This is a genomic window from Streptomyces sp. NPDC048255 (assembly GCF_040652415.1).
In the GTDB taxonomy this organism is placed as follows: Bacteria; Actinomycetota; Actinomycetes; order Streptomycetales; family Streptomycetaceae; genus Streptomyces.
The window spans coordinates 45,062-61,193 of the sequence record NZ_JBEZMA010000045.1 but is presented as its reverse complement, the minus strand read 5'-3'; the positions used below and the strand labels follow the sequence as shown (position 1 = coordinate 61,193).

The following is a 16,132-nucleotide window of genomic DNA, read 5'->3' as shown; positions in this document are numbered from 1 at the left end:
TGAGCAGCACCCCTCGATCCTGCCATCAGCCACTGACACGGTCCGATCCGGGGTCGGCAAGGGGGCGCCGTCCAGTTACGGGACAGCTCTTAGCGTTCTCCATGATCGCGGCGCCGGGATGTGCGCTGCCTCGGCACTGAGGGCCAGAAGTTCAGCATCCTCTTCGACTGGTTCGACCAGGGTGGGGACGGGCAGCTCACTCACGACGATCTCCAAGCCATGGCAGGGCTGTTCGCCGGGCTGGCCGCGGAGGACGACCACGCGAATGCCACAGCCATGCGCGATGCCTTCGAGGAGTGGTGGCAGCTGCTTCTGAAGCACGGCGACACCGACGGGGACGGGCAGGTCTCCCGGCAGGAGTTCATCGCCGTGATGGAGGCCAACGTCACCTCTCCTCAGCACTTCGAGGGCGCCGTACTCGCGATCGCCGATGCGCTGATGAAGGCGCTCGACACCGATGGCGACGGGGTGCTGAACCGCGACGAGTACGTCCGCATGTACACCTCGCTCGGAGTTCCGCCGGAGCATTCCGGAGAGGCGTTCAAGAGGCTCGACCGGGACGGGAACGGCGTGATCAGCCACAAGGAGTTCAGCACGGCGATCTCCGAGTTCTATCTCAGCGCCGACGCCGACGCTCCGGGTATCTGGCTGATCGGCCCCTTCGCCCCGTCCGCCTGAGCGCGTGCCGGGAGCCCGGATGAAAGCGCTGCTGAAATCCGGGGACGGCAGCCCCGGCTTACAGCTGTCTGAGATGCCGGTCCCGGTACCGGCCGCGGGTGAGGTACTCGTCCGTGTGCTGCGTGCCGGGATCTGCGACACCGACCTGCACATCGAGGCCTGGGACGACTGGGCACGCAGCCGCACCGACGAGAAACCTCTGAGGGACAACCATGACCAGCCAGTTCGACACCCTGCCGGACACCTACGACGACTTCACCGGCACCGCCTTCCGCACCCACCTGGAGACCCCCAGCGTGCTGCGCGCCCTGGGCAGCCTCGACGGAGCCGCCGTACTGGACCTGGGCTGCGGCTCCGGCGTCTACACCCGCCTGCTCAAGCAGCAGGGCGCCGCCCGCGCCACGGGCCTCGACATCTCCGCCGGGATGATCGGCCACGCCCGCGCAGAGGAAGCGGCCGAACCCCTCGGCATCGACTACGTCCACGGCGCCCTCCCCGACCAGCTGGCCGGCGCCTTCGACCTGGTCCTGGGCGTCTACGTCCTGCCGTACGCGACCACCCGTGCCGAACTGCGCCAACTGTGCGCCACCGCCGCCCGGGCACTGCGCCCCGGCGGACGCTTCGTGACGCTGCCCAACCATCCGGGCTTCAGCCCCGGCGCCGTCTCCTACGCCCCGTACGGCTTCACCCTGACCGCTCCGCAGCCGCCCGGCGACGGCTCGCCGGTCACCTTGAACCTCCGCTTCGCCGGTCACGACGAGTGCGTCACTGCCCGCTTCTGGACGCGCGCCACCCTGGAGGAGACCCTGCTGGAGGCGGGCTTCACCCGCCCGCGCTGGACCGACCCCAGCGTGACCGAACAGGGCATCGCCGTCCGCGGCGAGAGCTACTGGCGCGACTACCTCACCGCGCCCCACACCGTGATCGTCGACAGCGTCGAGGCCGGGGGCGCGGCGTAGATGCGCATCGAAATCCACCACGCTTTAGACGGCGTCACTGGCTGGGACGCGGCCGTGGCAACCGCTCCCGTCTTCTACCAGCGGCCCTTCCTCCAGGCATTCGAGGACACTCCACTGCACCCGGTACTCCGCCACGCCTACCTGTGCGCCCCACCCGGAGACCCGGATCCATCACGGCCCGGCATCGCCGTCCCCGTCACACTCCAGCACGGCGTGGACCCGATGCGCGTCCTCGCCGAGCACTTCCCCGCCGCACACCAGCGGCCCGTCCTGCTCAGCCACGTCTGGCACTGCTACGAGACCACCCTGCCCGGAGCCGACACCGACCAGGAAACGACCGCGACCGTCGTCCGAACCTTGCGCGACCTCGCAGGCCAGTGGGACGCCGGACACTTCGGCTTCGTCAACGTCCCCGCCGACAGCCCGACAGCAGCCGCGCTCGAACGCCTCGGCATGACTCCCGTCCCGGCGGAGAACGGGCACGGACTCGACATCACCCCCTTCCACAGCCTGGACGCCTACCTCGCCACGCTGCCGAGCAAGCCCCGCCGCAACCTCACCCACGACTTGCGCCGCGCCGAGGAAGCCGGAGTCGTCACCGAGATCCAGCCCCCGCAGAAGGCCGACCTCGACGGCTTCGTCGAACTCGCCCGCCGCACCGCCGCCAAGTACGGCAACGCCGACTACAACCGCCCGGCATCTTCCAGGCATTCGTACTGGCACTGGGCGACAGCGCCCGGGTCATCGAACTCCGCCGCTCCGGGCACCTGATCGCATCCGCCATCACCCTCCTCGACCAGCACCGCTACCACTACTGGTGTGTGGGCGTGGACTACGCGGCGGCGCCCGGCTTCAGCCCGTTCTACGCGGTGTTCGCCGATGTCATGAGGGATGCCATCGGCTCCGGCCGCAGCCGCATCGAACTGGGACGACGCAACCCCGACTTCAAACGCCGCTACGGCATGCACGCGACCCCCCTGTGCGCGTAGGCCGCCGGTGGACTCCCGGGCGGGAACTCCGGCCCATGCCAGCAGGACGCGGATCCGCTCGATCCCGTCGGGACAGCCGTCTTGGACGAGCGTGGCGAGCCGGACCTTGGCGTCGCGAAGTCGGCCTGACCAGGCTTCCACCCATCGTTCCCTCGTAGATCACGTCCGCGAGAATACCGGCACCGTTCCGATGGTGGCCCGCAAGTTTCGATGGATCGGCTTCAACAAACCCTGGCGAGCTCAAGCAGTCAGCGCATCACCGCTGTTCGGGCGCGCTCGTCCCCCGTGGACCAGTCCCTCCGCACGGGGTCGGACCGGGCCTGCGGTGGGCAGGACCTAGGATGCCTGGGTTCGACCGGGCAGGATATCGGGGGTGCGTGGCATGAGCGGTTACGGCAGCGGTGGGTACGGTGACTTGACGGGCGGCGGCGGCCCCGCGAACCCGCCGCAGGGACACCCCTACGCTCCACCGGTCCCCCCGCAGGGCTACCCGTACGCACAGGCCGGCCCGCCGCCGGGATACCCGTACGCACAGGCCGGCCCGCCGCCGGGATACCCGTACGCGCCGGCCTACCCGCCGGTCCCGCCTCCGCGCGCAGAGCCGTCGCGGGCCCGGAACATCCTGCGCGGCCTCTACAACCCCCTGTACGCCGCCCAGCGGACCTTCCGTCCCTCACGCCCCGGGATCGTCGAGGACCGGGAAGTCCGCAAGCTCCAGTTGTGGCGGACCGGGCTGGGACTCGTCGCCTGGGTGGGCCTGATGGTCACCTACAACGCCGTTGCGAGCGCGACCGACGTCCAGGGCGTGGCGAGCGAACGTCTCGACCAGAGCTGGTCCAGCGTCCTGGTACTCGTCTGCACCTTCCCCGTGGTGGTCGGCGCCTTCGTGGCAGCCTCGCGGGACGGGCTGCGCCGGGTGTACCTGCGTCGAGCCCTGCGCCCGCTCGGCTCGGTATTGGCCATCATGGCGTCCATGGGCACCGCCGCCCTCGCCATGGCCCCGGAGTTGGAGGGCGTGCGGGATGCCGTGGGGCTGCCCGGGAAGATCGCCATCGTCGTGCTGTGCCTGTGGTCGATCGGCTTCGCCCTCTACGGCATCGGACTGTCGCTGGTGCACGTCTTCCGCACCGCCGACATCCACGAAGTGCTGCCGCCGCTCCTCGCCAGCGTCCTGGTGTGGGAGATGGCGCTCCTGGACGTGATCACCGGGACCTACGCCCAGGTCCCGACGGGTGCCCGGGTGGTCTTCATCCTCGGCGCCCCCGTCACGGTGACGGCCCTGTCCTGCTGGGAGCTGTACCGGCTGCGACGCGACCACGGACTCACGCTCCGTACGGCTCTGCGACGCTGACACCTCCCGCCGTCCGCGCCGTCCGTCCGCGCCGCGTGGACGTTCACTGGTGACTTCGGCCTCACGCCGGAGGGCCCCGGGCGGGTGCCTGCCCTCAACTCTCAAGTCCTCCGCGCCCTTTACGCAGGCGCCGTTCCGGGGTTTTGCTGGGAGGCATGACGGGGTGGGGTGGCGGCATATGGGTGCCGCGGCGAGCGAGAAACCTGCTGGTGTCGATGATGTTCCCCTTTGTGGTGGGCGGGCTGGCCTACGCATGTTCGCGTGGCCAGGCCCTCGGCACGCTCTCCACTGGATGGGCGATCACCGGCATCGTGGTGGCGGCGGCGCTGGGGGCGGTGGTGTTCCTCTTCGGGCTGGGCAGCGATTCGTTCGCCGCTCATCTGGCGGGGCTGGCCGCCCTCATCGGGGTCTTCCTGGTCTCCGGCCACGTGCAGCATGCTGTCCTCGAAGAGCGCGGGGTGGAGATCATCTGCGTCGTACGGGACGTCGACAGGCGCGTCGAGACGAGCACGTCCACCGATGCCCAGGGGCACTCGACCACGACGACCAGCACGTACTACGACCACAAGCTCGATTGCCCGTTGGGCGGACCGGACGAGCTGAACGGCAGGAACTCCAAGCTGGCCGAGGTCGGAGCCGACCTTGCCGTGGTCCACGACCCGAGGGGCAAGGTCTCGCCGGAGCCGGCGCGATCCCTCGATCCGGGCGGCCTGCGGACGTGGGCGCTGATCGCGCTGGGCGCGTCGCTGCTGTTGGGCGTGGGCGCCGCCATCGACGACTGGTAGGACCCGGCCGCCAGCGCGGCAGCCGCGAGGACGCGGGACGCGGACGGTCCCGTGCTCGTGTCCGCGCTGCCGTCGGCCGGCCGTTTTCAGGGCTCTGACTGGAGTTCCCGTGAAGCGCGTGGGACCAGCTCAGCGAGAGCGACGGCGGCGGTGGTACGCGAACGTCAGGGCCAGCAGCAGGGGACCCCACAGGGTGAACAGACCGCTGACCGTCATCGCCAGCACGTCCCAGCCTTCGGCGTACGGGAAGCCGTCAGCACCGCCGAGGCGGAAGGCCCCGAACACCCAGTGGACCATCAGGGCGGTGAAGAAGAGGCCACCGATCGTCGCGGGGAGGATCGCTGCGAAGGGCGGTATGCGTCTGCCGCCGAGCTTGGGAATCCAGTCGGGCACAACCTCTCCCCACCGGCGGACCAAGCCGAAGCTGAGCAGTGCGAATGCTTCGGACAGGACGCTGAGTCCGACGACGTAGGGAATGTTCCAGGGTGAGGGTGGCAGGACCTCCCCGCCCATGCCGTAGCCGAAGGCGATGGGCAGACGCCATAGGCAGACAGGCAGTGCGACCAAGGGCATTGCATGGGCTGTAGCGGCTGCCCACCGGGGAACCGGCCGTTCCGTCGCCGTCGTATTGATGTGCGCCGTGTGGGTTGTCATGCCCTCACTGTGTCTGGGCAGCCCATGGACCTGGATCGACTCTGCGGACGATCCATCTCCCCCTGAAGGACGAGGTGTGTGCGGTCCAGAAGTTTGACTCCGTCGCTGCGATCACCCACGTCATGGACAGGTTTCACGGAACTGCGACCAGGGCCGCCTCCGGTCGTCACCGACGACAAGCTCCGCACTGTGCTCCGCCGCCGCGCGGCCGGCGGCCCGATCCTCCCCCCAGGGCCAATTCGGCCATCAGCGCACTCCTGATGGCGCATAGCTGCTGTCCCGATAGCTGCCGAAACGTCACTCCCCAAGCGCTCCAGGGAAATTTAAAGTAAACCCTCTTCACCCGAAATGACTAGAGCGAGAGTAAACGTAGACAGTCGGGCAATCGGGGCACCCTGTCACGCATATCCTGTGTGCCGCGAGGCCCTGGGCAGGGCATCCGGACATGGCAATTGCCGCCGTATACGCGGGCCAGAATCCCGGTGACGGGTTGCTCCGGCTATCCGCCCGTTGAACGTCATACAGGCGGACAACTCTCGCAACCACCTTCATCTCTTTGGATACGAGCATCTGTCGAAGCCGTTGCCGTCCGGTAGCGATTCAGCGCCCTGAATGCCGCTTCGAAAATTTGCTCAGAATCGGACATGAAATGATTACCGAACACTCCGATGCGCCTCTGGCGGCGCTGCCGGCCAACGACGACTACCGGTTGGGTACCGACGCCTACAGCGATGAGCAGCGGATCGCGGTCCTCGCCAAGCTGGAGAGGTACCTCGGCGAGCGGAGCGGGCGACTGCTCGGGTACCAGGTCAACCTGTCGCTCGACGGCCACGCCGCCCTCGGACGTTTCCTCGGCTACCACATCAACAACATCGGGGACCCGTTCGTCGACAGCAACTACAGCCTGCACTCGCGGTGGCTGGAGCGGGCGGTCCTGGAGCACTACGCCCGCCTGTGGCACGCCCCCCTGCCCCAGGACCCGGCCCACCCCGGGGACGAGGACGGATGGGGCTACGTCCTGTCCATGGGCAGCACCGAGGGCAACCTGTACGCGATGTGGAACGCGCGTGACTACCTCGACGGCAATGCCCTGGTGCGTGACGAGGTCTCCGGCGACGCCAGCTGCCGGACCAGCTACCTGCGGGCCAAGCACCCCGACGACAACCCCAACGCCTACGCCCCGGTGGCGTTCTTCTCGCAGGAGACGCACTACTCGCACATCAAGGCGATGCGGGTGCTGGACATCCCGACCTTCTACGACCTGGGCGGCAGCCTCTACCCCGGTGAGTGCCCGATCGACCTGGTCGGCACCGGGATGCAGACCTACAACGGCTGGCCCCTCGGAGGAGTGCCGACCACCGGCGGCGATGAGGGACCCGGCACCGTCGACGTCGATGCCCTGGTCGCACTCGTGGACTTCTTCGCAGCCAAGGGCCACCCCGTCCTGGTGAACTTCAACGTCGGCAGCGTCTTCAAGGGCGCCTACGACGACGTCCAGACCGCGTGCGAGCGCCTGCGCCCGGTCTTCGAGAAGCACGGCCTCGTCGACCGCACCGTGCGCTTCGACCCCGACGACCCGAAGCGTGTCAGTGTCCGCAACGGCTACTGGATCCACGTCGACGGAGCGCTGGGCGGCGCCTACGCCCCCTACCTGGAGAAGGCCCGCGACAACGGGCTGATCGACAGCGCGCCGCCGGTGTTCGACTTCCGTATCCCCGAGGTGTCGTCGATCGTCACCAGCGGCCACAAGTACCCCGGGGCGCCCGTCCCCACCGGCATCTACATGTCCCGCGCCGGATCCAAGCTGCGCCCGCCGTCCGACCCGGCGGTCGTCTCCTCCCCGGACAGCACCTTCGCCGGCTCCCGCAGCGGATTCGCCTCCCTGGCCATGTGGAACCATCTCGCCCAGTTCAGCGAGGAGCAGCAGGTACGGCAGGCCGCCGAGGTCCTGCGGATCGCCGAGTACACGGCCGAGCGGCTGCGCAAGCTCAGCCTGCAGCTGCAGGAACGCGGCGAGCCCTGGGCGGAAGACGGCATCGAAGTCGGCCACGGCAACCACGCGCTCAGCGTCTGGTTCCAGCAGCCTCGCGCCGAGATCACGCAGAAGTACTCGCTGGCCTGCGTCCCGCTCAACCTCGGTGGCCGCCGCCACGACTACAGCCACGTCTACGTGATGCCGCACGTCACCCAGGAGCTCATCGACGAACTCCTTGAGGACCTCTCCCGCCCCGGAGCCTTCGACCGCTCCGCCGACCAGGACGCCGAACGACCCCCGCTCCCCCACCAGCGCTGACCCGCGCGGGCGGGCAGCCAGGACCGCAACCGCCCGCCCGCCTCCTGGCGATGTTGCCCCGCACCTCCCCGCGTGCGGGGCAACAGGCCGAGGGCGCAAGCCGTCGGCCCGTCACCGCCCCCGGCTCCCGGCAAACTCCACTGCGACCGGAAGCTCGAAGACCACGTGCGAAGCAATTCGGGAGGACGCATGACCTCGTTCCTGGACACGATCACGCCGGAGGTGCTCCACGCGGATCCCTATCCGATCTATCAGCGGCTTCGACGTGACCACCCTGTGGCCGAGATCCCCGCGCTCGGCTGCTGGCTCGTCACGCGCTGGCAGGACGTGCGTCAGGTGATGAGCCACAGCCAGACCTTCACCACCAGCTTTCCGTCCGCCATGTCGGAGATCTACGGATCAGAGAACATCCTTTCGAGTAGCGGCGGCATCCACCAAGGGCTGCGCGCCAGCGTCGAGGAGCTCTTCGAGCCCGAACGGGCCGGTCTGGCCCGAGAGCACGCACGGAAGCTGGTCATCGAGCGGGTCTCCGGCATGCACGGGCGAGCCGACCTCATGGGCGAGGTCCTGCAACCCGTCGCGGCAGAGGTGTTCCGGTGGATGCTGGGCCTCGAGGTCGACAGCACGACCCTGCTGCGCATGGCACAGGACCTATGGCTAGGCATCCTCGATCCGGGGGACCCCGCCAAGCTCGCGGTGTCGGCCGCCGCCATGAACGAGCTCGACGCCGCGCTGACCCCCTGGTTCGAGGGCCTCGGCCCGGACCCGTCCTCGGCGATCGCACGGTGGCGGCACATCACCCCTGGAAGCGACTGTCCGCGAGGCGTCGCGGCGGTTCTCCCGACGATCCGCGTGGTCCTCCCGTCCCTTCCCGAACCGGGGTGGGCGGCAGGCAGCCTCCTGGTCGCGCTGTTCGACGACCCGGACCAGCGGGGGCTTGTCCGGGACCACCCGGAGCTTCTCGGCGATGCCGTCCACGAAGTCCTGCGCTGGATGCCACCGTTCGGGCTCGTCGAGCGCATGACCACCCGACCGGTGGAGCTGGGCGGCACACGCCTCCCCGCCGGTGCACAGGTCCTGGCCGCGATCGGCTCCGCGAACCGCGACGAGACGGTGTTCGAGCAGCCCGACACCTTCGACCTCCGGCGCCGACGGCAGCCCCTGGTCAGCTTCGGATACGGAGAACACGCCTGCCTCGTGCGCGCGTTCATTCCCGCCATCGTAGAAGGCCTGGTCGCCGGCATCCTCGACGTCCACCCCGGCGTCCGCGCCGACCCTTCGGAGCAGTCCCGCGTAGCCGGCTGGGGCGCCCGCTACACCGCACGCCTTTGCGTGGACGGTCTCGGCGACTCTGCAACGGAGTACACGCCAGGCCGCCGCCAGGCAGTGGCAGCACAACTGGGCGTGGCGAGCAGCTGACGCCCTCCTGTCGGCGTACACGCGTGTCCAAGTGCCCAGGCAGTGCACACGAACATGCTCACTGCGTCGCACGCGATGACAATCCAGGGCCTGCCTTCCTGGCCGGCGAAGCCGAGCCCGCTGTCCTACGGCTCCGGCGCTGTGGCCGGCGCGGGAAGGTCGAGAACGCGGGCGAGGGCGGCCGTGACGGAAGTGCAGTGACGAGGCAGGTGCTTGGAGGCCCAGTCGGCTGCCAGCGCGAGGAAGTCGGCCAGGTCGCGCTCGGCACCGGCGAGCAGGTGACGGAGCTCGGTGACGGACAGCTCAATCACCGGACTGTCGCTCTGGTCGGCGTTGACGGTGAGCCGGACGGTGTCGCCGAAGCGCTCCGCAACCGGTGATACGGGGTCGTGGCCGAATCCGAGCAGGCTGCCGCCGTCGACGAACTGGTGCCAGTCACGCCAGTCCTCCAGTCCATCGCAGCAGCCGGGCAGGAAGGTGACGCCTGTGGAGTGGTCGGTGACCCGCAGGCCGCCGGCCGCGAAGAGGTTGTCGCAGGTCAGCAGTCCGTGAAGGAACCGGTCAAGTGCGTCGGCCGGACGAGTCGGGCGGTCTCCGTCGGGGTCGATGTCGTTGCAGCCGGCGATGGCGATGTGCATCACCGCCGTCCCGACCTCAGCGGGTGAGAGCCCACCGCCGAGAGGCAGGTAGCCGAACGACTCGACCTCGGCGACGGGCCAGAGGTCGAAGCCGTCAGGTGCGAACATCTCCAAGACGGGCTGCATCACGATCACCCGGCGAAGTCTTCCTCATCCCCCGCCCGTATCGCCTCCCGATTGCACCGAGCACCCTCACCTCCGCCAAGGGAGCCGAGCGGGCCGTCTGCCGACCGGACAGGCACAAGGGAGCGCAACCCGTGACGCCCGGCAGTCGGCGTAACGCCGAGCGTGCCTCACCTCCAGCATCAGGAAGCTCTGGCTACGCTGCGTTTCCCGGCCATCACGTCCCTGGGGGCACCTGTGACACAGATCCGGATTGCCACGTTCAACCTCGAGAACTTCGACGAAACCCTCCCGACAGCGCATCCGTCTCTGGAAGAGCGCATCGCACTGATGAGACCTCAGATCCAGCGGCTGCGCGCCGACATCGCCTGCTTCCAGGAAGTCCACGGGCAGAAACGCCCCGGCCAGCCACGCGACCTGCTCGCCCTGAAGGAACTGCTCACCGGCACCAACCTCGACGGCGCGCCCCTGGTCAGCACCAAGCCCCAAGACGATGTGGTCTTCGAACTGCGCAACCTGGTCATCGCCACCCACCTGCCGGTCATCAAGCACCAGCAGCTGAAGAACCACCTGGTCAACGAGCCCCGCTACCAACGGCTCACCGCCAATCCCCCCGACCCTCAGCCGGTGGCGATCGGCATCGAGCGGCCCATCCTGCACGCGCAGATCGACATCGACCACGCAGAACCCGGCCGCCTGCTGCATGTCATCACCGTCCACCTGAAATCCAAGCACCCCACCGACATCCCCGGCCAGGTGGTCAGCACCCCGAAGGGCGACTTCTGGCTCACCGCCGACAGCTGGGCCGAAGGCAGCTTCCTGTCGTCCATGAAGCGCATGAGCCAGGCCCTGGAAGTCAGGCGCCTCATCGACCAGATCCTCGACGCCGATCCGGACGCCCGGATCGTCGTCGCCGGCGACTTCAACGCGGAGCCCGAAGAAGTCCCCGTACTGGCGATCTGCGGGAACGTCGAGGACACCAACAACAGGGAGCTCGCCACCCGGGTCCTGGTCCCCATCGAGAACACCGTCCCGGACGAGGCCCGCTACACCCTCTTCCACCACGGCCGCGGCCAGATGATCGACCACATGCTCGTCACCCGCAACCTCCTCGCCCACTACCGCGGCTCAGAGATCCACAACGAGATCCTCCACGACGACTCCATCGCCTTCGCCACCGACGACAAGTACCCCGAGTCCGACCACGCCCCCGTCGTCGCCACCTTCGACTTCGGCTGACTCCGGACGCCCAGCCCGTCACACCCAGAGGTCTCCTCCGCAGGCTGCGCCTGCAGCACCCGGCCGGGGTGGCGTCGGTACCCGCCGTGGTTCACTGCAGCGGTGAGGAGAGATGCAGGTCAGTTGACGAAGACTGAGGCCTCGTACGTCTTGTGGAACCAGAAGGTACGGTCCGTCAGGGACCGGGACTCCGGGCCGTGCATGAGCTCGCGGGCGTGCCAGTGTCGGCTCTCGGTGCCGAAGAGGTCTCCACCCAACGCGACCGTGTCGCGAAGGAGGACGTCGTCCTCAGCCAGATGGCGCCCCAGGACAAATGCGGCGCCGTACTTCAAGGGGGTCACCGGCAGCAGAAAACCCGTGTTGCCCCGCGTCCCCTCGCCGTACTCGGAGCGGAACACCACCCATTCAAGCGCGTTGAACGCGACCACGCAGTCCTTCCAGCCGTCCAAGCTGTGACGTCTGGCACGCTTCCTGCGGCGACCGTGCAAGCTTGCCACCATGGCCTCGTGCCAGAACTCGTACCGGATCACGGGGTGCGGGTAACTGGTGCCCTCGTACACCTGCGAGGGGAAGGGGTGGGGTAGTCATCGGCGCGGACTCCGTTCGTGCCGTGGCCACGAGCACCCGGACGGCCGCCAGTACGCCACTCCACGATCAGCACCGAAAGGGCCGCAGGGGTGTTCCTCCACCCGAGCATCACCTACCCCACCACCCCCACACATCGGGGCCAGCACCCATCTTGCGCACCGATCCGGCAACGGTGCGGGGCGCCGACGACCAGCTGAGGCAAGCTCGAGCTGGGCGGTTTCGGCCCCTTCAGCGCTGCCGGGGTGCTACTTCACCATCGGGTGCGCGGAAGTCGGCGGGACCCCCGTGGGGTTCGTCGTCGGAGCCGGCGTGTACGTTGGCACCGGCGCGGACGTGGGCTTCGACGTCGGAGCCGGCGTGTAGGTCGGGACTGGGGTGCATGTGGGGTTCGGCGTCGGGACCGGCGTGTAGGTCGGGGCCGGCGTGGACGTGGGGTACGACGTCGGAACCGGCGTCGACGACGGCACCGGCGCGGACGTCGGGTACGACGACGGAACCGGCGTGTAGGTCGGGGCCGGCGTGGACGTCAGATACGGCGTCGGCACCGGCGCGGACGTGGGCTGCGACGTCGGCACCGGCGCGGACGTGGGCTGCGACGTCGGGACCGGCGCGCGGGTCGGCGCCGGCGTGCATGTCGGGCTCGACGTCGGAGCCGACGTCGTGGAGTAGGCCTGGGCCATGCCGGTCGCGAGAGCGAGGCCAGAAACTACGCCGGATACGGCAACAGCAGCCGCGAGTCCGCGAACTCGTTGAGTACGCATGAGGATCCCCCCTGGTCAATATGCCCAGCACTGCCGCCAGGCATGATCCAAAGAGAGCCAACACCGTCCGTCGCCGACCCGCAACAGGCTTACGAACCCAATGGTGCCGTCCTACTCCCCCTCCCCCATCCCTCCGGCGCGGTCATCGGAGATGCAAGGTCGGGTTGACCCAACTCGGACGCCGATCGGCAGTACGGAAGTGCGGCTGTGCGGCTGTGCGGCTGTGCGGCTGTGCGGCTGTGCGGCTGTGCGGCAGCGACTCCAGGTCAGCGCTGATTCAAGAGTCCAGACGTCCGGCTGGGTAGTCTCCATGGGTGCATGCCCTTGCCGCTGAGACCTTGCTGCCCGTCAACACAGCGCTCGCTGTCGCACTGATCGTCCTGCTCCTCGCCGCCACTGCCGTCGCCGTGTTCTTCCGGTTGTCCCCGGACGCGTCGTACGCGAGGGCTCGGGAGATCGTGGTGGCCGGTGTACGGGCTGCCGTACAACTGGCTGCGGTGGCCCTGGTGATCGGCTGGGCGATCCGCCACACCGCCGCCCTCATCGGGTTCCTCTGCGTGATGTTCGCCGTGGCGACGCGTACCGCGGGTCGCCGCATCACCCCGAACGGCACCTGGTGGTGGGCTGCCCTGCCGATCGCAGCTGCGGTGGCACCCGTCGTGGCCGGCCTCGTCGTGAGCGGGCTACTGACCATGCCCGGCCTTGCGATCGTTCCCGTCACCGGCATTCTCATGGGCGGCGCGCTCACAGCGACCGTGCTCGCCGGGCGCCGGTCATTGGATGAACTCGCCCTCCGGCACGGTGAGGTCGAGGCCGGCATGGCACTCGGCCTCCTGGAACGCGACGCACGCCTCGAGGTGGCCCGGGGAGCCGCCTCGGACGCCCTGTTGCCCGCCCTCGACCAGACACGCACGGTGGGACTGGTCACCCTCCCGGGCGCCTTCGTCGGCATGCTGCTCGCCGGAGCCTCCCCCGTGCTGGCCGGCGCCGTCCAGGTCTTCGTTCTCATCGCCCTGCTCGCCGTGGAGGCACTGGCCATCGCCCTGACACTGGAACTCATCGCCCGCGGCAAGCTCCATCGGCAAGGCGGTCAAGAAGCAGCCGAAGGGACGCGGCGTCCGGCTGCCGCGAGCCGCCCTCACGGGTGATCGTTCGACACGGGCGCCGGCTCGGGACCTGAGCCCCGAGCCGGGTTCGCAGAAGGGGTCTAGACCCCTCCAGGCCAGGTCAGGCCCCGATGAGGTGCTCGGGGCGGATCGGCGTCTTGTTGAGTTCCAGGCCGGTCGCCGCCCGGATCGCCGCGAGGACGGCCGGAGTGGACGACAGGGTCGGGGCCTCACCGATGCCGCGCACTCCGTACGGCGCGTTCGGGTCCGCCATCTCGAGGTAGTCGACCGGGATGGTCGGGGTGTCGAGGATGGTCGGGATCAGGTAGTCCGTGAAGGAAGGGTTGCGGACCTTCGCGCTGTTCGGGTCGACGATGATCTCCTCCATCACCGCGACGCCCATGCCCTGGAGGGTGCCGCCCTGGATCTGCCCGACGACGGACAGCGGGTTGATCGCCTTGCCCACGTCCTGGGCCACGGCCAGCTCGACGACCTTGACCAGGCCCAGTTCCGTATCGACCTCCACGACCGCGCGGTGCGCGGCGAAGGAGTACTGGACGTGGCCGTCGCCCTGGCCGGTGACGAGGTCGAAGGCCTGGGTGGGGCGGTGGCGCCACTCCTCCTCGATCTCCACGACCTCGTTCTCCAGGACGTCCACGAGGGAGGCGAGGACCTCACCGCCGTCCGTGACGACCTTGCCGCCCTCCAGGAGCAGTTCGGCACTCGCCCACGCCGGGTGGTGCGTGCCGAACTTGCGCCGGCCGATCTCCAGGACCTTCTCCCGGACGATGCGGCAGGAGTTCTTCACGGATCCGCCGGTCATGTACGTCTGGCGGCCCGCCGAGGTGGACCCGGCCGAGCCCACCTGCGTGTCGGCGGGGTGGATGGTCACCTGCTGGACGCCGAGTTCGGTACGGGCGATCTGCGCGTGGATGGTGACGCCGCCCTGGCCGACCTCCGCCATGGCCGTGTGGACCATGGCGACCGCTTCGCCGTTGATGACCTCCATGCGGACCTTCGCGGTGGAGTAGTCGTCGAAGCCCTCGGAGAAGCCGACGTTCTTGATGCCGACCGCGTAGCCGACGCCGCGCACGACGCCCTCGCCGTGGGTGGTGTTGGACAGGCCGCCCGGCAGCGCGCGCACGTCCGCCTCGCCGTCGGCGACCTCCCACTGGTGCTCCGGCGGCAGCGGACGGGCCTTGACCAGGCGCAGCAGTTCGGCGACCGGGGCCGGCGAGTCCACGACCTGGCCGGTGGGCATGACCGTGCCCTGTTCCATGGCATTGAGCTGCCGCAGCTCGACCGGGTCCATGCCCAGCTTCGCCGCGAGCTTGTCCATCTGGGCTTCGTACGCGAAGCAGGCCTGGACGGCGCCGAAGCCGCGCATCGCGCCGCAGGGCGGGTTGTTCGTGTAGAGGCCTATCGCCTCGATGTCGACGTCCTCGATGACGTACGGGCCGACCGAGAGGGAGGCGGCGTTGCCGACGACCGAGGCCGTGGACGAGGCGTAGGCGCCGCCGTCGAGCACGATCTTGCACTTCATGTGCGTCAACTTGCCGTCCCTGGTGGCACCGTGCTCGTAGGAGAGCTTCGCCGGGTGCCGGTGCACGTGACCGAAGAAGGACTCGAACCGGTTGTAGACGATCTTCACCGGCTTGCCCGTGCGCAGGGCGAGGAGGCAGGCGTGGATCTGCATGGAGATGTCTTCCCGGCCGCCGAACGCGCCGCCGACTCCGGCCATCGTCATCCGCACCTTCTCCTCGGGCAGGCCGAGCACCGGGGCGATCTGCTTGAGGTCCGAGTGCAGCCACTGGGTGGCGCAGTACAGGTCGACGCCCCCGTCCTCGGAGGGCACCGCGAGGCCGGACTCCGGGCCGAGGAAGGCCTGGTCCTGCATGCCGAAGGTGTACTCGCCGGTGACGATGACGTCGGCGCGCTTGCGGGCCTCTGCCACGTCGCCGCGGATGATCGGCTGGCGGTGCACGATGTTCGGGTGCGGGACGTGACCGATGTGGTGGTCGTCGCGGTCCTCATGCACGAGCACGGCGTCGGGGGCGGTCGCCGATGCCTCGTCGGTGACGAGGGGCAGCTCCCGGTACTCGATCCTGATCTTCGCGGCGGCGCGGCGTGCCGTCTCCGGATGGTCGGCGGCCACCAGGGCGACCGGCTCGCCGTGGTGACGTACCTTGCCGTGCGCCAGGACCGGGGTGTCCTGGAACTCCATGCCGTAGTTCTTCATCGCGGCCGGCAGGTCGTCGTACGTCATGACGGCGTGGACGCCCGGCACGGCCACGGCCTCGGAGGTGTCGATGGAGACGATCTCCGCGTGGGCGACCGTGGACCGCAGGAGCTGACCCCACAGCATGTCCTCGTGCCACATGTCCGAGGAGTACGCGAACTCGCCGGTGACCTTCAAGGTGCCGTCCGGGCGCAGCGTGGACTCGCCGATGCCGCCCTTGGTCCGCGACCCCTGGGTGACGTTGGTGGGGATACCGCTCGTGGTACCAGCCATGATCAGACCGCCTCTTCCTGACATTCCGGATGTTCTT

At 68.9% G+C, this 16,132-nt stretch carries 15 protein-coding genes; 11 read left to right on the top strand and 4 right to left on the bottom strand.

From position 1 onward, the window contains the following. Positions 1-120 precede the first annotated feature (120 nt). The 6 genes from AB0D94_RS28120 to AB0D94_RS28095 all read left to right on the top strand — a co-directional run bounded on the left by AB0D94_RS28120 (position 121) and on the right by AB0D94_RS28095 (position 4,762). Positions 121-678 (top strand): EF-hand domain-containing protein, encoded by a 558-nt coding sequence (locus AB0D94_RS28120; RefSeq protein WP_362056957.1) that lies wholly within the window; start codon positions 121-123, stop codon positions 676-678. A 212-nt stretch (positions 679-890) separates the two neighbouring features. Continuing rightward, positions 891-1,637, top strand: coding sequence for a methyltransferase domain-containing protein (locus tag AB0D94_RS28115; protein WP_362056954.1), 747 nt, complete (start codon positions 891-893; stop codon positions 1,635-1,637). Then, entirely contained in the window at positions 1,638-2,408 is a 771-nt protein-coding gene (locus tag AB0D94_RS28110) for a hypothetical protein (protein ID WP_362056951.1), read from the top strand. After that, complete coding sequence (locus tag AB0D94_RS28105) at positions 2,336-2,626, top strand: GNAT family N-acetyltransferase (protein ID WP_362056969.1); 291 nt, start codon at positions 2,336-2,338, stop codon at positions 2,624-2,626. The genes AB0D94_RS28110 and AB0D94_RS28105 overlap by 73 nt, the downstream gene beginning before the upstream one ends. A gap of 382 nt (positions 2,627-3,008) precedes the next feature. Next, on the top strand, positions 3,009-3,977 hold the full coding sequence (locus AB0D94_RS28100) for a hypothetical protein (protein ID WP_362056948.1): 969 nt from the start codon (positions 3,009-3,011) through the stop codon (positions 3,975-3,977). Positions 3,978-4,186: 209 nt separating this feature from the next. Next, positions 4,187-4,762, top strand: coding sequence for a hypothetical protein (locus AB0D94_RS28095; protein WP_362056945.1), 576 nt, complete (start codon positions 4,187-4,189; stop codon positions 4,760-4,762). Between the two features lie 129 nt (positions 4,763-4,891). On the opposite strand, the gene AB0D94_RS28090 is transcribed toward AB0D94_RS28095, so the two are convergent. After that, positions 4,892-5,335, bottom strand: a complete 444-nt coding sequence (locus tag AB0D94_RS28090; protein ID WP_362056942.1) for a hypothetical protein — start codon at positions 5,333-5,335, stop codon at positions 4,892-4,894. A gap of 730 nt (positions 5,336-6,065) precedes the next feature. Here AB0D94_RS28090 and AB0D94_RS28085 point away from each other — a divergent pair. Together AB0D94_RS28085 and AB0D94_RS28080 are read left to right on the top strand one after the other, a co-directional pair. Further along, positions 6,066-7,709, top strand: a complete 1,644-nt coding sequence (locus AB0D94_RS28085) for a histidine decarboxylase (protein ID WP_362056939.1) — start codon at positions 6,066-6,068, stop codon at positions 7,707-7,709. A gap of 189 nt (positions 7,710-7,898) precedes the next feature. Continuing rightward, a complete protein-coding gene (locus AB0D94_RS28080; protein WP_362056936.1) occupies positions 7,899-9,128 on the top strand; it encodes a cytochrome P450 in 1,230 nt (409 codons plus the stop codon). Positions 9,129-9,253: 125 nt separating this feature from the next. Here AB0D94_RS28080 and AB0D94_RS28075 read toward each other — a convergent pair whose 3' ends face one another. Continuing rightward, entirely contained in the window at positions 9,254-9,892 is a 639-nt protein-coding gene (locus tag AB0D94_RS28075; protein ID WP_362056966.1) for a hypothetical protein, read from the bottom strand. Positions 9,893-10,126: 234 nt separating this feature from the next. On the opposite strand from AB0D94_RS28075, the gene AB0D94_RS28070 reads away from it, so the two are divergent. Continuing rightward, positions 10,127-11,128, top strand: coding sequence for an endonuclease/exonuclease/phosphatase family protein (locus tag AB0D94_RS28070; protein ID WP_362056933.1), 1,002 nt, complete (start codon positions 10,127-10,129; stop codon positions 11,126-11,128). Between the two features lie 119 nt (positions 11,129-11,247). Here the strand turns inward: AB0D94_RS28070 and AB0D94_RS28065 are convergent, their stop codons facing one another. Further along, on the bottom strand, positions 11,248-11,577 hold the full coding sequence (locus tag AB0D94_RS28065) for a hypothetical protein (protein WP_362056930.1): 330 nt from the start codon (positions 11,575-11,577) through the stop codon (positions 11,248-11,250). A gap of 658 nt (positions 11,578-12,235) precedes the next feature. Between AB0D94_RS28065 and AB0D94_RS28060 the strand changes: the two genes are divergently transcribed. Together AB0D94_RS28060 and AB0D94_RS28055 are read left to right on the top strand one after the other, a co-directional pair. Beyond that, positions 12,236-12,385, top strand: a complete 150-nt coding sequence (locus AB0D94_RS28060) for a hypothetical protein (protein ID WP_362056927.1) — start codon at positions 12,236-12,238, stop codon at positions 12,383-12,385. A gap of 406 nt (positions 12,386-12,791) precedes the next feature. Then, complete coding sequence (locus tag AB0D94_RS28055; protein WP_362056924.1) at positions 12,792-13,625, top strand: ABC transporter permease; 834 nt, start codon at positions 12,792-12,794, stop codon at positions 13,623-13,625. Between the two features lie 79 nt (positions 13,626-13,704). Here the strand turns inward: AB0D94_RS28055 and AB0D94_RS28050 are convergent, their stop codons facing one another. Then, positions 13,705-16,095 (bottom strand): molybdopterin cofactor-binding domain-containing protein, encoded by a 2,391-nt coding sequence (locus AB0D94_RS28050; protein ID WP_362056922.1) that lies wholly within the window; start codon positions 16,093-16,095, stop codon positions 13,705-13,707. Between the last annotated feature and the right edge of the window lie 37 nt (positions 16,096-16,132).